We start from the raw sequence: 14,787 nt of genomic DNA on the forward strand, positions 1-14,787 counted from the left end.
GGGAAAGCCCTGTCAACGGGTTTGGCGAAGTTCCACCGACAACACCATTGGGAAAGGGTTTTGAAGGAATGCTACATTAAGTATTCTGCCGAACCTCGCGCCATCAGGAACCGATTGGGGTTCGCCTCGTTTGTGACGCTGCGATCGCCTCTCAACCATGACCTTATCCGATCTGCTTTGGAATGCCAATCTCGACCTCGCCCGAGCCTGTCTCGATTGTCCTTTCGTTCGCGGTTTAGCCACCGGAACGCTCCCCCCAGACAAGTTCGCCACCTACACCGGACAAGATGCCTTTTTCCTCAAAGCCTTCGCCCGCGCCTACAGCGTCGCCGCTGCGAGATCTCCCGATTGGGAAGGGTTTCAAACGTTTCACCATCTCGTGGAGGGCGTGTTAGACGAGATGGCGTTGCATCGAGAGTACGCGAAAGAGTGGGGCGTCGATTTAGAGGCGATCGAACCGAGTCTCGCGACGCGCCGTTATATCGATTTCCTCAGCGCGACGGCTTGGAGTGCTGACGTCGGCACTACCGCCGCAGCCATGTCTCCCTGTATGCGACTGTACTTCTTTTTGGGGCGGGAACTGGCACGAGACGGCATACCCGACCATCGATATTCTGAATGGATTCGCACCTACAGCAGCGACGAGTTCGAGCCGTTGGCGAAGCAGTTAGAAGCCTTAGTCGAGCGCTACGCCACCGATACCCCAGCCCTGCACCAAACCTATCGCTACGCCATGCAGTGCGAGTTAGAATTTTTCGAGTCGGCGTGGCGATCTCAGTGAAGAGGGGAGAGGGAAGAGTGAAGAGTGTGTAAGAGCCCCAGAATCTGTAAGATGCCGGGGCTCTGGAGGGGGAGAATAGGAGAAAGGGAGAGAGGAGGGAAAAAAGAACGAAATTTTTGAAGATGGGAAATTTACCAGTATGGGAAATTTAATTGCTTCGGCGGGAATTGTAGCGATTCCCCTCTTGTTATTTTCAGTGTTGTCGCTGACGCTGATCGGCGAGCGCAGTTATTTTTGGTTTCGGGTGTGGCGACGACAAGATGCCGTCATTCAAAAAGCACTGCGGTTGTTGCAAACTAACGAAGATGCGGCGATAAAACTGTTACAGAAACAGACTGATTTACCCGTTCCCCGTATTTTTCTCGAAGCCTTGGAACTCCAAGAACCGACCCCGGAAGAGTTTCGTCTGGCTTTAGAAAGTGCGGCTCAATCCGAACTTCCGACCTTGCGCCGGTTTTCGACTGCGTTAGATTCGATCGTGGCCGTGTCGCCGTTGTTAGGATTGTTGGGAACTGTTTTGGGATTGATGGCGTCGTTTTCTTCCCTGACGCTCGGCGATATCGGACAAAGCGATGCGATCGGCGTCACGGGAGGAATTAGCGAGGCGCTATCTTCGACGGTGTTGGGCTTGGTCGTGGCGATCGTGACGTTGCTGTTTTCCAATACCTTTCGCGGGTTCTACCGCCGTCAAACTGCCTTGATTCGCGAGTACGGCGGACGCCTCGAGTTAATTCATCGCCGCAAACATCGACTGTATCACTAATATTTTGTCACGAAAATTTTGGACGAACTTCTATGAATTTTTCCGATGACGATCCCGATATTCCGCCTCAAATTAATATCGTTTCTGCGATCGATGTGATTTTAGCGATTTTGACGTTTTTCGTCATTTCGAGTTTGTATCTCACGCAAACCGAAGGGCTTTCAGTCAATTTGCCGTCCGCTGAAACGGCAGAATCGCAGCAAAAAACTCGTTTGGTCGTCACAATTACCGAGGACAGCACGGTTTTTCTCGGAGAAGAGGCGATCGCCCTATCGCAATTACAAGCTCGAGTTCGCCAGCGCATGGAAAACGAGAATATTTCCATCGTAGCCGTGAATGCAGATACGGCCGTTTCCCACGGACGTTTTATCGAAGTCCTCGACGAACTGCGCCAAATCCAGGGAATTCAACTCGCCGTTCTAACCGAGGATCGCGATCGCCCGTAACCTTCAAAAAACCCCAGCATCTTGAAGATACCGGGGTTCTCGCTCGAGTTCAATAGCCTGTTTGGAGTGTTGGGGAACCTAGCGTCAACCGAACCAACAAAACTTTTTCTAACCGATCGAGCGAAACCTTCAATCTTCCGCCTTCAACGGATTCGCCGATTCCAACACCCGAGGAACGACGATCGCCACCATCGTTAACAGTAACGCCGCCACGCCGAACTGCGCCACACTCGACACCAGCGTTTCGAGCGGAACGATTCGCCCGATAAAGTAAGATAAACTCACCATCGCTGACGCCCAAACCGTCGCTCCGGCCGCATTGCAGAGAAAAAACTTACCGTAGGGCATTTCAGCAATTCCCGCCAGCGGACCGGCGAAAATACGCAGCAGCGCGATAAACCGCCCGAGAAAGACGGCTTTAGCAGCGTTTTGACTGAATTCTTCTCGAACGTTCTTCAATCGCGCCTCAGAGATGCGGAACAACCGTCCGACTCGCAACAGCAGCGGCCATCCGCCCCATTTCCCAATCCAATAGCCGAAATTATCGCCCAGGATCGCGCCTCCTATAGCACACAAGAGGACGAACCAATAATCTAACTCACCCTCTCCGGCGAGAAAACCGCCGACGAGGGTAATCGTTTCGCCAGGAAGGGGAACTCCTGCGTTTTCTAACGAAATCCCTAAAAAAACCGCCCAATATCCATACTGACGGGCGATTTCTTCAATATTCTCTAGAGAAATTACCTCAGACATTCAAGCCTCGATCTGTCTTCGATCTGCCTATCATCTTTACATTTTGACAGATCTGCGCCCCGGAGGGAGCCGGTGAGAGGGGGAGAGGGGGAGACAAGGGGACAAGGAAGAAACTGTCAACTGTCTCCACTGGTGACTGGTGACTGGTGACTGGTGACTGGTGACTGGTGACTGGTGACTGTTCTCTCATCTCCTCATCTAACTGCTAAACGAGGGAAGTGAGGCTCGATCGTCGGAAGGCTCGAAACTGGGAAGATCGAGGTTTCCAGACTCGCGGCGAGTACGTTTGGCGAGGCGATAGCTGACGCTTTGGAGTTCGGCGTGGAGTTGGCGGTTTTCGCGCTGGAGGGCTTCGACGCGCTCTTGAATGGGTTTGAGACGTTCGGCGAACTTCTGTTTGTAGACTTCGGGAAGTTCCTGAACCACTTGTTCGAGCATCCGGGCGCGATCGGTGAGTTCTTGCGCCGTTTGACGCTGTTGAAACAGCTCGCGATCGCGATCGGCGATTTGCGATTGGTAAAACTCGACTTGTTGTTCGACTTCCGCCAGTTGTTGGCGCAGCAGTTGCATTTGTTCTCGATACTGCGATGAGGGTGCGGCGCTGGAGGTTTGGTTGGCGTTACCTTTGACCAAACGAAACAGCTCTTGAGAAAGCTGTTGAACCAGTCGATCGCGCATTTTCACCTCTTCTTGCAGTCGTGCGACTTCGGCTCGCAACTCGTGCGGATTGAGGGATTCAGTCGGGTTCACCAAAGCTACCTCCTAGGCAAAATGACAGAAGAGTTCGTTTTCGTTTCTACTGAATGTTAATCTAGCATCTGCCTCGATCGCCCGATCGCTCGGTCAACGTTTCGTAGCAAATCTCAGCCAAGATTCACCTATGACAGGTTCGTTCGTCGTTTTTGAAGGAATTGAAGGGTGTGGGAAAACCACTCAGTTACAGCGAACTTGCGACTGGCTGCGATCGCGCGTTCGGGGTTCGGTGGTGGTGACGCGGGAACCGGGGGGAACGGAACTCGGACGACAGTTGCGAACGGTACTGTTAGAAGTGCGCGAGGGGGAACCCATCGGCGATCGCGCGGAACTGTTGCTGTACGCCGCCGATCGCGCCCAGCACGTAGAACGGTCTATTAAACCGCAACTGGCCAGCGGGGCGATCGTCCTGTGCGATCGCTATACAGACTCGACGGTCGCCTATCAGGGATACGGGCGACAATTGAATCGAGAACTCATCGATCGCCTCAACCACATCGCTACGGGAGGCTTGGAACCGGATTTGACCCTGTGGTTGGATGTCGAACCGGAAATCGGACTCGATCGCGCTCGCAAACGGGGAGAAGCCAACCGCCTCGAACGAGAAGCCCTAGATTTTCATCGTCGGGTTCGTCAAGGTTACGCCGCACTCGCCCAACAATACCCCCACCGTATCGTCCGCATCGACGGAAGGCGATCGCCCGACGAGGTCGAAAAGAAAGTTCAACAAATCTTGACCGAACGTTTATCCTTAAAATTATCGGGACTCGAACTCCCGCCAACTTGGACACGAGACACTGGGGACAATGGCTAACGCAATACATCTGGCGATGGTGGAAAACGGTGCAGCCAGATGGACGAATTCAAAAAACGGACGGGGAGGAGCGATCGCACTCGATTTGAGCGACGCTCACCTCATCGCCGCCGATCTCAGCAATTTCGACTTAGCGGGTTCCGATCTCAGCCACGCCAACCTCATCGGGGCAGATTTGCGGGGGGCGAACCTCGCCGACGCTAACCTAGAAGGTGCGAACCTCATCGGAGCGAACTTGCGAGAAGCCAACTTGCGAGGGGCGAATTTGTCCCACGCCCAACTTCGACGCGCCAGCCTCAGCGAAGCCATTTTACACCGCGCCCACCTCAACGAAGCGGATTTACAAGAAGCGACGCTGTACCGGGCGGAATTAGTGCAAGCCCATCTCTATTCTGCCAATTTTCAAGGGGCGAATTTACGAGAAGCCGATCTCAATGCGGCCTATTTATTCGCTGTCAATTTTCGCGACGCCAACCTCAGCGGGGTCGATTTGCGCTGGACACATTTGAAAAACGCTGACTTGTCAGGTGCGAATTTAAATGGCGCAAATTTACGATATTTGAAAGGCAAACCGGAGTTGTTTGAAGCTGAAGAAGACGACGCCTAAATTGCGATTTTCTTAATTTTAGTCGTGATATTTTTTGCCGTTTTTGTCGGGTGCATCTCAAAAATGTAAATTCATCGGATACGAGCTTTCGTAATCGCTCGAGCGGCGGTTGGGTAGAGCGATAGCGAAACCCAACCTACCCAAGACTCATGTTTTTGCAAAAGTGAGATGCACCCGAAGTGGCATTCGATGAAAATTCAAGCAAGTGACTCGTTCGATTCTGTTAAACTCCCAAGTCAGTTCGCCGTTCGTCTATTGTTTTGTTCTATGGCTTTCAGCAAAACCTCTTCCATCCAGGCATTCATACTTTTACCTGCTTTTTTAGATGCGAGAAAGATCTGGTGATGGAGTTCGGGGGTTGTCCGAAATGGGAAATTACCTGAAAAAGGCTTATCCGGCTCTTCTCCGAGTTCCTCACACAGCTCGAGGTAATCATCTACAGAGTCTTGAAACGCCTTTTCGAGTTCTTCAACTGTAGAACCCTCAAACGTCACAACATCTTTGATGTCGAGGATACGTCCGTGAAGAAATTTGCTTTCGATATCAATTTCTACGTTGCCAGTATAGCCTTTGTACTTAAACATATTGCTCCTGTAAGACTACTGGTTTATTCGCCCAATTTGAACTTGTTTTTCTGGAGTTAAAACTTCAATTATTTGAGAAGATTTGCAGTAAGAACGTTTTAACAATTAAGGTTGTCTGGCTCGAATCCTGCGTTGGTTAAAAACCTTTTTAAGTCTTTGACTGTGGGTTTATTAACGACAGGTTTAGGATGAGGCTTATGAAAAACTGCTCTTACTTCGCCCAGTACGCACCTTACGCGCGAGCCACGCCCTTCGCGAATATCTGCTCCCAACGCTCTTAGAAGATTTTCCACATCGTTCCATGAAATATCGGAACGAACGGGAGAAACAAAAATATCTTCTAGGGTTCTGCGCTGCTTACTTTTAAGCTTATCGCACATTCACAATCTTCTGTCGAACGTTCTTTATTATGATATCGTATTTTGATATCGATCGACCTTAAACAGTTTGTCGAAAAATTCTATAAAATTTCATATCAGATCCCCAGCCTCTTCAAGATGCCGAAGATCTGGATAGAAACTCCGATTCAGAGAGTTTCAACGGGGCAACCCCACGCGAATCGTTGAATGTTGCTAAGTATTGCTGCAATTTTAAATATTAAAAGTCGATCGCCCGATAGAAAAGCTTCGATTTTTTAGATATAGTCTTTCGGATTTAGTAAAGGTTTTTGAATCGAAAAATATCGAGGCGATCGCACGTCGATTAGTGGAAGACAAAGCCTGCCAAAATCACGGGAACGACGAAAGCCCCGACAACGATAAAGAAAAACGTCACGGGATCGATGTCGAAAACGGTGGTTTTCGGCTCTGTGGGAGGTTTACGATCGCTCATAACGGCCTCACTGGTGAGTCTATTCGATCGATCCTACTCCAGCAGAGTCCCTTTCACCAAAATCGCGATCCCCAAAATCCCCGATCTCAGACCGAAACCGTCTTAAGATATTCTTGAATTTCCGCGATCGTAAACATCGCCTCGAACTCTAACCCCTGTTCCCGGTAAAACTCCGCCCCACCTTGTTGGCGATCGACCAACGAAATGACGCGATCGACCTGATATCCCGCATCGCGCAGCCGCGTCACCGCCTTCATCGCCGACTGTCCCGTCGTCACTACATCTTCGAGGACGACCACCTTTGCGCCAACGTCCAACGGCGGCCCTTCAATATAGGCGCGAGTTCCGTGGCCTTTGGCTTCCTTCCGCACGATAAACGCCGGGATCGATCGCCCCTCGATCGCCGAAACCACGCTCACCGCCGACACGATCGGATCGGCACCGAGGGTCAATCCCGCCACGGCTTGCGTATCTTCAGCCAGCATCGACAGTAACAAGCGTCCCACACAAAGCGCCCCTTCCGGGTGCAGCGTCACCAACTTCCCGTTGATGTAATAGGAACTTTTCTGTCCTGAAGACAGAACGAAATCTCCTTCGCGATACGCCAACGTCGCCAGCAAATGCAGCAAATGCTGTTTGACGGCGTCTAAATCTGCCGTCGCGAGGGTCGAGGGTTGAGAAATAGCCATCTAGAAATATCGATCTTGAATTGCCAAAGATATACTTTACCGTTACGGGGAACAGGGAATGGGGAACAGAGTTTCAGTCACCAGTCACCAGTCACCAGTCGCCAGTGAAGACAGTTAACAGAGAACATTCTCCCCCTTTCCCCCTCTTCTCATCCCGCTTGCATCGCCGCAATTTGAATTCCTCGAGGGAAAATCTCGTGTTCTTGAACTTGGATTCTCGCGTGTAGGGTTTCGGGGGTATCGTTGGGGAGAATCGGAACCGCCGCTTGAATGAGAATCGGACCGCTATCGACAGTCAAACGGGCGATGTGAACCGTGCATCCGGTGATTTTGACGCCGGATTTCAGGGCTTGTTCGACGGCGTGTAACCCCGGAAAACTGGGAAGCAAACTCGGATGAATGTTAATGACGCGATCTGGATAGCGATCGAGTAATATCTCGGTAATGCGGCGCATCCATCCCGCCATAACGACCCATTCGACCCCGTACTGACTCATGGTTTGAGCGATGTCGAAATCGAAGGCTTCGCGACTTTGATATTTGCGATGGTCGATTAATATCGCGGGAATTCCCCACCGTTGGGCGCGAGCCGCCACCGCCGCACCAGGTTTGTTATAGATGAGAACGGGAATTTCCGCCCGCAGTTTTCCATCTGCGATCGCTTGCACTAACGCCTCGAAGTTCGTACCGCTACCCGACGCGAGAACGCCTAGTTTCAACGTCGAAACTTGTTTTTGGGCGTCTGCGGGAATATCGGGGGAAATGATACTCGGCGTTGTTTGCTCCACGGCTGGCTCCCTTAAAGTAGAAGTGGACGATGCGATCGAACGGTTTAAAGGCGCACGATGCTCGAACTTCACTGTCACACGACTTATTCTGACGGAACCCTGACCCCCGCGCAACTGGTAGAGGCGGCGGTGTTGGCTGGGGTAAAAGCCTTGGCGATTACCGATCACGATACCCTCTCGGGGTGGGACGAAGCCCGAGAGGCGGCGCGATCGCACGACTTACAAATCGTTCCCGGTGTGGAATTGAGTACGGTTCACTGCGATCGCTCCTTGCACGTTCTGGGATTTTATCCCGATCGCGAGCTTCTGAAAAGTCCGTTGCGCGATCGCCTTCAGGGTCGTTGGTGGCGGGCGCGGAAAATCGCCGAGAATTTAGAAAAAATGGGCTATCCCGTGACGTTACCCCAGTTGGGGGAAGGGGTCGCCCCGAGTCGCCCCCACATAGCCAGAGCTATGGTAGAGGCGGGATACGTGCGATCGCTTGAAGAAGCCTTCGATCGCTTTCTCGGGGACGACAAACCCGCTTATGTCGCGTATCCGAAATTTACCGCAGCCGAGGGCATCGAACTGTTACGCAAGTGTGGCGGCGTTCCCGTGTGGGCGCATCCCTACCTGTTTCGCGGCGGCGGCGTGGAAACTGTGTTACCCGAACTCGTCGAGGCGGGATTGATGGGAATCGAAGTCTACCATCCCCATCACCGGGCGTCTCAATGTCGGTGTTTGCTGGAACTGTGCGATCGCTACAATTTACTCGCCACCGGAGGAAGCGACTATCATGGTCCGAAAGTATCGGGTCAAAACGACTATCCTCTCAACAGCTTAAACGTTTCTCTCTCGCTTCTCTCTCCCCTCCAACGAGCGGCTCGAAACTTAAAATTAAATTAATTTCAGGTTAATTTCAGGTTGATTTTATAGCATTTTTATCGAGGCAACTCCTCAATTTTCAGACAATTGAGTGCGATCGAGTAGCATAGAAACGGGTGACATCAACGTTTGGACCTGGAGAATATCGGCAAAAAATACACCAGACAAGCCGTTTGGCATATTTTTGTTGCTGCCGATCGCGGATCGATCGGCTATTCTCAAGCGTGCTGAAAACAAAAAAATTTAAATCGATCGACTGCGGCTCACGAAATTTAGTAGTCTTAAACCTCCCAATTGAAGACCGAAGGCTCGATAAACCGAACAGAGAACTTCAGTTTTAAAATATTATCTGGCCCCAATTTGACAACAGAGGGATGACTCTCCTTTAACGAAGCCAGAGAATTGAAATTTATTCCTGGTGTGGAGCGCCGTTCGCGGAAGCAGTGCGTAGCACTTTCGTGGCTGGGTGCGTTGGGGATAGACCCGACAAAAACTGAAGTGGGATACACCTGGGAGGCTTGGCGAGAGGCTAGGCTTTCCACAGGGAAGTGGTTAAACTCCGGCTCCTCTATAGCCCGAGAATTATCGCGGCTATAGCCCGATGAGTATCAAGATTTGACCTTACTTTTATCGACGAGGTTGGCTTCTAGCTTCAGACAGTTGCGGCCTTCCATATCCACCTGCAAACTGTACTCGACGCGATCCATCAAGCGGTTCATGATCAACCAACCGTAGCCGCCTTCTTGCATCGCTTCCGGCGTCGGTGCCATATATTCGTCGAGGTTGTATCCCCGCCCGTAATCCCAGACTTCCAAACAGATATCCTCTTCCTTAAGTTCGAGGCGTACCAGAACCGGAAGGTGAGGGCGATCGCGATGGGCGTGGCGGACGACGTTAGAAAAGGCTTCTGCGAGAACCAGGCGCAAGCGATTCGACTGCCGCGGCCAGTCCATACTTTCGCCCAAGTCCATTTCCAAACACCCCAGGAGCCAGTTCTCGACGATGTTTAAAAACCTCAGTTCGCTAGGAATGTGTAATTCCGTCTTCATGGATTACAGAACCTCCAGAGAGAGAATGGTTTGGTCGTCTTCCTGCTCTTGGGTGTTACCTCGAACGCGATCGAGTAAATGAGAGAGATCGATGGGAGAACCCTCTTGATGGAGGAGTGTCCAAAGTCCTTCTTGTTGGAGCATCGTCGTGGTTTCTTGTCCGTTACTATCAACTTGCGTCACGCTGGCTTCAGTGATCCCGTCACTCGTCAGTAAAAAGACATCGCCGGGATTCAACGTTACCGAATCATCTTTAGCTTTCCAGACGGGCAAAATTCCGAGTGGAATCCCCCGCGTTTTCACGAAATTCGGTTCGACTGTAACCTCCTCGCCTCGTTGCACCTGTTCGACAACTGTTCGATGCGCCCAAATGAGGGGGTAAATATGGCCGGCGTTGGCGTACACTAACTGTCTCGTCGACGGGGTATACCGCGCCAAAACCATAGTAATAAAGCAGTTGTTGCTAATTAGGTCGTCGGACAGGCTGCTGTTAAGGTTTTGCATGACCTCAGCCGGATTGGGGGGGTTGTCCTGGGACAGTTCTCGGCGCAGCACGGACATGGCACTGGCCATAAACAAGGCGGCGGGAACCCCTTTCCCCGAAACGTCTCCCAAGGCTAACCAAAAATCCCCTTGCGGGTGAACGTAGACCTCGAAGAAGTCGCCGCCGACGCCCCGAGCGGGATAGCAACAGGCTTGTACTTTTTCAGTATCGGTTTCGGGCAAACTCTGACGCAGCAGGTTCGACTGAATTTGTCGCGCCACGTCCAGTTCGGCCAGCATTTTCTGCGCCTGTTCTTGGGTGCGCTGGTACAGGCGGGCTTGGGAGAGCGCCAGTGCTGCTTGTTCGGCTACCAGTTCGATCAGCTTGACCTCTTCTGGCGCCCATTGGGTATCGCTTCCGCTTTGGTATAGGGCGAGGACGGCGAGGCTATCCTGTTGGTACACCAAGGGAACGACGAGGTGAGTCGTGTTGGACTCTTCGTTTTGAACGAGCTGACTTTCCCGTTGTTCGACGGCGGTTTTGACTAAGACTTCGTCGTAGGGGGAAACGTCGAGTTCGTCGGAGTCGTTGGAGCTGTAGGAGACAGATCCGGAACTGCGAAGTTTGCTTCCTTCGACGGGATAGAGTTTCGCTCCCGTGGCCTCGAAGTTGCGCCCCACGGTTTCGACGATGGTGGCCAGCATACTTTCGTAGTCGAGAGACTCGCGCACCACCGTCATGATGGCGTTGAGCAAGGACTCGCGGCGTAGGATGCGGTTGAGTTCGTTGGTGCGCTGTTTGACGACTTTGTAGGTTTCTGATGCCTGCTGGACGACGGCTTTCAGTTCTTCGGGGTTCCAGGGTTTGGTGATGTATTTGAAGACTTGCCCGGAGTTGATCGCTTCGACGAGGTCTTCGACGTCGGTGTATCCCGTCAACAGGATGCGAATCGTGTCGGGATAGCGATCGACCGTTTTACTGAGGAATTCGGTACCGTTCATCTCCGGCATCCGTTGGTCAGAGATGATGATGGCCATTTCGCCCTGTTCTTCGAGAACTTGTAGGGCGGCGAGGGCGCTTTCGGCTTTGTAAACTTGAAATTCCCGACGAAACGTCCGATAGAGCAAGTCTAGGTTATCTGTTTCGTCGTCAACTACTAAGAGTTTGAGTTTTTTTCCTTTTCCCCGACTCATGCCATCTCCAGTGCGCGGGCTAGTTCGTTGGTTAGACTTCCGTGTGGGGCTGAGGATGCGGCCGGATTCGGCGATCGCGTCTTTGCCATCGTACCTTAGGATTTTGTAGAAATCGACCGTATCTTCCCCTATTTTTTACCCCCGGTTTTTCTCCGAATCGATTTTCAGCAATATTCCCTTTATATCCTTACGATCGCCCCTCGTGGGAAACACGCTCGGCAAACCGCAGTTTGGCGGAACGCGATCGAGGGTTGGCGGCGCGTTCTTCGGGTTGCGGAACGATGGGCTTTTTCGTCAGCACCTTTAAGTCGGGACAGTTCCGAAGGCGATGTTTGACGATGCGGTCTTCCAGGCTGTGAAAGTCGATCGCGGCGATGCGCCCCCCAACGTTCAGCGCCCGAGGCGCTCGATCGAGCCACGTTTCCAAGCTGTCTAACTCTCGGTTTACAGCAATCCTCAACGCTTGAAACACGCGAGTTGCCGGGTGAATTCTACCATATCGGTAGCGACGGGGGACACTCCGGGCGATCGCTTCGGCGAGAGTTACGGTGGTATAAAACGGCCGCCGTTCGACGATCGCTCGCGCGATACGACGCGACAAACGTTCTTCGCCGTAGTGATAAAACACGTCGGCTAAGTCGGTTTCGTTCCAATGGTTGATTATCTCTTCGGCGGTCAAATCTTGGCGGCGGTCCATTCTCATGTCGAGGGGTGCGTCGTGACGAAAGCTGAACCCCCGTTCGACCACATCGAGCTGGCCGGAGCTGACCCCCAAGTCGGCTAAAATTCCGTCGAAGCGTTCGTCGTCGTACGGAAATTCGGCAAAGTTGCCCCGCCAAAAGGTCACGCGATCGCCGTATTCGGCTAAATTCGCTTTGGTCGTCTCGAGTGCCATGTCGTCGCGATCGATGGCGGTCACGTGGGTGTCTGGTGCGGCTTCTAAAATCGATCGCGCGTGGCCTCCCGCCCCCACGGTGGCGTCGAGATACCGTCCCCCAGGATGCACGGCCAAGGCGGCGATCGTCTCTCGTTCGAGAACCGGAACGTGAAGAAACCGCGCTCGGTTTTCTGAAGTGTCAGTAGATATTTCTAGGTCAGTCAACCCGATCTCCCTATAATGTACAGAAGGCGAAACAAAAATACATATTCAGTCATCAAGCGAACAGCTTTTTTTTGACACCCATCAAACGGATAACCGATAGCTGAAATGCCTAAAATCGAAACCCGAACTGAACCCATGGTGCTGAACATGGGGCCGCACCACCCCTCAATGCACGGCGTTTTGCGCTTGATCGTCACCCTCGACGGGGAAGACGTCCTCGACTGCGAACCCGTTATCGGCTATCTCCACCGAGGCATGGAGAAAATTGCCGAGAACCGCACGAACGTTATGTTCGTTCCCTATGTTAGCCGTTGGGACTATGCGGCGGGAATGTTTAACGAGGCGATTACGGTCAACGCACCGGAGCAACTGGCGGGGGTCGAGGTTCCCAAACGCGCCAGCTACATTCGCGTCATCATGCTGGAGCTGAACCGCATCGCCAATCACCTGCTCTGGCTCGGTCCGTTTTTGGCGGACGTGGGCGCTCAAACGCCGTTTTTCTATATTTTCCGCGAACGGGAGTTGATTTACGACCTCTGGGAAGCGGCGACGGGTCAGCGGTTGATTAACAACAACTATTTCCGCATCGGTGGCGTCGCGGCGGATTTACCCTACGGTTGGGTCGATAAGTGCGAGGATTTCTGCGATTATTTCGATCCGAAGGTAGATGAGTACGAGAAACTCATCACCAACAACCCGATTTTCCGCCGCCGTATTGAAGGTATCGGCGTTATTTCTCGTGAGGAAGCCATTAACTGGGGACTGTCGGGCCCGATGCTTCGCGCGTCGGGAGTGAAGTGGGATTTGCGGAAAGTCGATCGTTACGAGTGCTACGACGAGCTGGATTGGGACGTTCACTACGAAACGGCGGGTGATTGCTTCGCTCGCTATTTGGTGCGGATTCGCGAGATGCGCGAGTCAGTCAAGATTATCCGACAAGCTCTCAAGCAACTTCCCGGCGGTCCGTTCGAGAATTTGGAAGCGCGTCGGATGGCCGAAGGTCCGAAGTCTCAGTGGAACGATGCCGATTACCAGTTTATGGGTAAACGGATTCCGCCGACGTTTAAAATTCCGTCCGGGGAACATTACGTCCGCTTGGAGTCTGGGAAAGGCGAGCTGGGCGTGTTTATTATGGGGAACGATAATGTCTTCCCGTGGCGCTTTAAGATTCGTCCGGCTGATTTCAATAACTTACAGGTTTTGCCTCATATTTTGAAAGGGGCTAAGGTTGCGGATATCGTGGCCATTTTGGGCAGTATCGACGTGATTATGGGATCGGTCGATCGCTAAATTTTAATCATCTAAAAAATTACGCAGTTTCTGTTAGTGATACTGCGTAATTTTTTAGATTTTTTGTGTTTAGAATCTCTATTTTGGCTGAAGTTACCCTTTGACAAAAAGGTACAGCCTATGCTAATCAAGGGATTTCAGATTTTTGCTCGGTCAGTGACTGGGTACAAACAAGGAAATATTAAGCAAATCTAACGCTTTCTGTTGTAGGGGAGTCGGTTGAGTAATTTTGAAAAAAGTCAGATTGACTCCCTCGCATTTAGACCGCACTAACAGCCAATCAAGAGCTTCATATAATTCATCTTCATCAGCCGATTCTAGTCTGAGAAGATGGCTCAACGAAGAAGAGCAAGTTTCTCCGTTGAATCCTCTGACCGTGGTTAATTTCGAGCGCGGTTCGAGAATTCTCACTGCGAGCATCGCTATGATTGACGAGCGCTTTCAAGAGGCTTTGGCACTGAGGAGTTCGGGAACTTCCAGTTGTTTGAGGGTTCCTAAGACGGCTGAGACGTGACCGTGAGGTAAACTCCTTTGGATTTGAAACGCTGCACCGTAGTTTTCGACGGCCACCCCTCCTTTGAGGACGATTCGCAAATTTTCGATCGTTTCCGAGAGCAATTTTGACAAATTAGCTAAGGTTCGTTTGTGAACTTTATTTCCCTCTCGATAGGATTCTCAGAGAAGAACGGCCAGGGGGGAATTTCGATTGGGAACTCGTTCGATATACATGACTAGAAAGTAGCGGATTTCTTTCGCCAAATACCTTAAGAAAATCTTTAATTTACATAAGGACGACGTTCGGTGGGTTCCACACCCTCTTTCCCTTCCGGAAAGCGCTTGAGAGACTTTTGAGTATGGGCTCTTCCGACCTTGGTGTGTAGGGTAAATGCTTGTAGCCTATATCTGGAAAGGAATTTCGCGATTTGAGCAGACTTTTTATACAGTTTAGCAAAAACTCTTGCCCTGTAAGGGTTTAAGCGATTTCTTGCATAGTAA

18 protein-coding genes and 1 pseudogene are annotated in these 14,787 nt (G+C 51.6%); 7 read left to right on the forward strand and 12 right to left on the reverse strand.

Going from position 1 to position 14,787, the window contains the following annotated elements; genetic code table 11:
• The first annotated feature begins 157 nt into the window (after positions 1 to 157).
• The 3 genes from POG22_RS13860 to POG22_RS13870 all read left to right on the forward strand — a co-directional run bounded on the left by POG22_RS13860 (position 158) and on the right by POG22_RS13870 (position 1,990).
• A complete protein-coding gene (locus tag POG22_RS13860; protein ID WP_498905902.1) occupies positions 158 to 781 on the forward strand; it encodes a TenA family protein in 624 nt (207 codons plus the stop codon).
• A gap of 139 nt (positions 782 to 920) precedes the next feature.
• The gene (locus tag POG22_RS13865) at positions 921 to 1,544 is read left to right on the forward strand and encodes a MotA/TolQ/ExbB proton channel family protein (protein ID WP_498905904.1); all 624 of its coding nucleotides are present in this window, start codon (positions 921 to 923) and stop codon (positions 1,542 to 1,544) included.
• A 32-nt stretch (positions 1,545 to 1,576) separates the two neighbouring features.
• Positions 1,577 to 1,990, forward strand: coding sequence for an ExbD/TolR family protein (locus POG22_RS13870; protein ID WP_498905906.1), 414 nt, complete (start codon positions 1,577 to 1,579; stop codon positions 1,988 to 1,990).
• Positions 1,991 to 2,119: 129 nt separating this feature from the next.
• Here POG22_RS13870 and POG22_RS13875 read toward each other — a convergent pair whose 3' ends face one another.
• Positions 2,120 to 2,743, reverse strand: a complete 624-nt coding sequence (locus POG22_RS13875; protein WP_498905908.1) for a DedA family protein — start codon at positions 2,741 to 2,743, stop codon at positions 2,120 to 2,122.
• A gap of 198 nt (positions 2,744 to 2,941) precedes the next feature.
• Positions 2,942 to 3,493 carry an Npun_F5560 family protein gene (locus POG22_RS13880; RefSeq protein WP_498905910.1) on the reverse strand — a complete coding sequence of 184 codons (552 nt, stop codon included), beginning with the start codon at positions 3,491 to 3,493 and terminating at the stop codon, positions 2,942 to 2,944.
• 130 nt (positions 3,494 to 3,623) lie between these two features.
• On the opposite strand from POG22_RS13880, the gene tmk reads away from it, so the two are divergent.
• Positions 3,624 to 4,310 (forward strand): dTMP kinase, encoded by a 687-nt coding sequence (gene tmk / locus POG22_RS13885; RefSeq protein WP_498905912.1) that lies wholly within the window; start codon positions 3,624 to 3,626, stop codon positions 4,308 to 4,310.
• Positions 4,303 to 4,917 carry a pentapeptide repeat-containing protein gene (locus POG22_RS13890; RefSeq protein ID WP_498905914.1) on the forward strand — a complete coding sequence of 205 codons (615 nt, stop codon included), beginning with the start codon at positions 4,303 to 4,305 and terminating at the stop codon, positions 4,915 to 4,917. Before tmk ends, POG22_RS13890 begins: the two co-directional genes overlap by 8 nt.
• Before the next feature lie 236 nt (positions 4,918 to 5,153).
• Here POG22_RS13890 and POG22_RS13895 read toward each other — a convergent pair whose 3' ends face one another.
• From POG22_RS13895 to purN, 5 genes are all read right to left on the reverse strand, one after another.
• Positions 5,154 to 5,501 (reverse strand): type II toxin-antitoxin system HicB family antitoxin, encoded by a 348-nt coding sequence (locus POG22_RS13895; protein WP_017663652.1) that lies wholly within the window; start codon positions 5,499 to 5,501, stop codon positions 5,154 to 5,156.
• A gap of 98 nt (positions 5,502 to 5,599) precedes the next feature.
• A complete protein-coding gene (locus POG22_RS13900; protein WP_498905916.1) occupies positions 5,600 to 5,881 on the reverse strand; it encodes a type II toxin-antitoxin system HicA family toxin in 282 nt (93 codons plus the stop codon).
• A 322-nt stretch (positions 5,882 to 6,203) separates the two neighbouring features.
• Positions 6,204 to 6,332 (reverse strand): hypothetical protein, encoded by a 129-nt coding sequence (locus POG22_RS13905; protein WP_281167048.1) that lies wholly within the window; start codon positions 6,330 to 6,332, stop codon positions 6,204 to 6,206.
• Between the two features lie 86 nt (positions 6,333 to 6,418).
• Positions 6,419 to 7,021, reverse strand: a complete 603-nt coding sequence (pyrE, locus tag POG22_RS13910; protein WP_498905918.1) for an orotate phosphoribosyltransferase — start codon at positions 7,019 to 7,021, stop codon at positions 6,419 to 6,421.
• 149 nt (positions 7,022 to 7,170) lie between these two features.
• Positions 7,171 to 7,809: a phosphoribosylglycinamide formyltransferase gene (gene purN, locus POG22_RS13915; RefSeq protein ID WP_498905920.1), complete on the reverse strand. Its 639-nt coding sequence runs from the start codon at positions 7,807 to 7,809 to the stop codon at positions 7,171 to 7,173.
• Between the two features lie 57 nt (positions 7,810 to 7,866).
• Between purN and POG22_RS13920 the strand changes: the two genes are divergently transcribed.
• Complete coding sequence (locus tag POG22_RS13920) at positions 7,867 to 8,694, forward strand: PHP domain-containing protein (RefSeq protein WP_498905921.1); 828 nt, start codon at positions 7,867 to 7,869, stop codon at positions 8,692 to 8,694.
• A 587-nt stretch (positions 8,695 to 9,281) separates the two neighbouring features.
• On the opposite strand, the gene POG22_RS13925 is transcribed toward POG22_RS13920, so the two are convergent.
• The 3 genes from POG22_RS13925 to rsmH form a co-directional block, all read right to left on the reverse strand.
• Positions 9,282 to 9,722 (reverse strand): ATP-binding protein, encoded by a 441-nt coding sequence (locus POG22_RS13925; protein WP_498905922.1) that lies wholly within the window; start codon positions 9,720 to 9,722, stop codon positions 9,282 to 9,284.
• A 3-nt stretch (positions 9,723 to 9,725) separates the two neighbouring features.
• Positions 9,726 to 11,399, reverse strand: a complete 1,674-nt coding sequence (locus tag POG22_RS13930) for a SpoIIE family protein phosphatase (protein ID WP_498905923.1) — start codon at positions 11,397 to 11,399, stop codon at positions 9,726 to 9,728.
• Between the two features lie 187 nt (positions 11,400 to 11,586).
• Positions 11,587 to 12,501 carry a 16S rRNA (cytosine(1402)-N(4))-methyltransferase gene (gene rsmH / locus POG22_RS13935; RefSeq protein WP_498905925.1) on the reverse strand — a complete coding sequence of 305 codons (915 nt, stop codon included), beginning with the start codon at positions 12,499 to 12,501 and terminating at the stop codon, positions 11,587 to 11,589.
• A gap of 105 nt (positions 12,502 to 12,606) precedes the next feature.
• Between rsmH and POG22_RS13940 the strand changes: the two genes are divergently transcribed.
• Positions 12,607 to 13,791, forward strand: coding sequence for an NAD(P)H-quinone oxidoreductase subunit H (locus POG22_RS13940; RefSeq protein WP_498905927.1), 1,185 nt, complete (start codon positions 12,607 to 12,609; stop codon positions 13,789 to 13,791).
• 258 nt (positions 13,792 to 14,049) lie between these two features.
• Here POG22_RS13940 and POG22_RS13945 read toward each other — a convergent pair.
• Both POG22_RS13945 and POG22_RS13950 read right to left on the reverse strand, forming a co-directional pair.
• Positions 14,050 to 14,520: pseudogene (locus tag POG22_RS13945) on the reverse strand (IS1634 family transposase N-terminal domain-related protein); the annotation flags it as partial.
• A 47-nt stretch (positions 14,521 to 14,567) separates the two neighbouring features.
• Positions 14,568 to 14,787: hypothetical protein (locus tag POG22_RS13950; protein WP_498905929.1), on the reverse strand; the 220-nt coding region annotated here is incomplete at its 5' end.

Origin of the sequence: Geitlerinema sp. CS-897, from assembly GCF_028368005.1 — a bacterium.
Lineage (GTDB): Bacteria > Cyanobacteriota > Cyanobacteriia > Cyanobacteriales > Geitlerinemataceae > Baaleninema > Baaleninema simplex.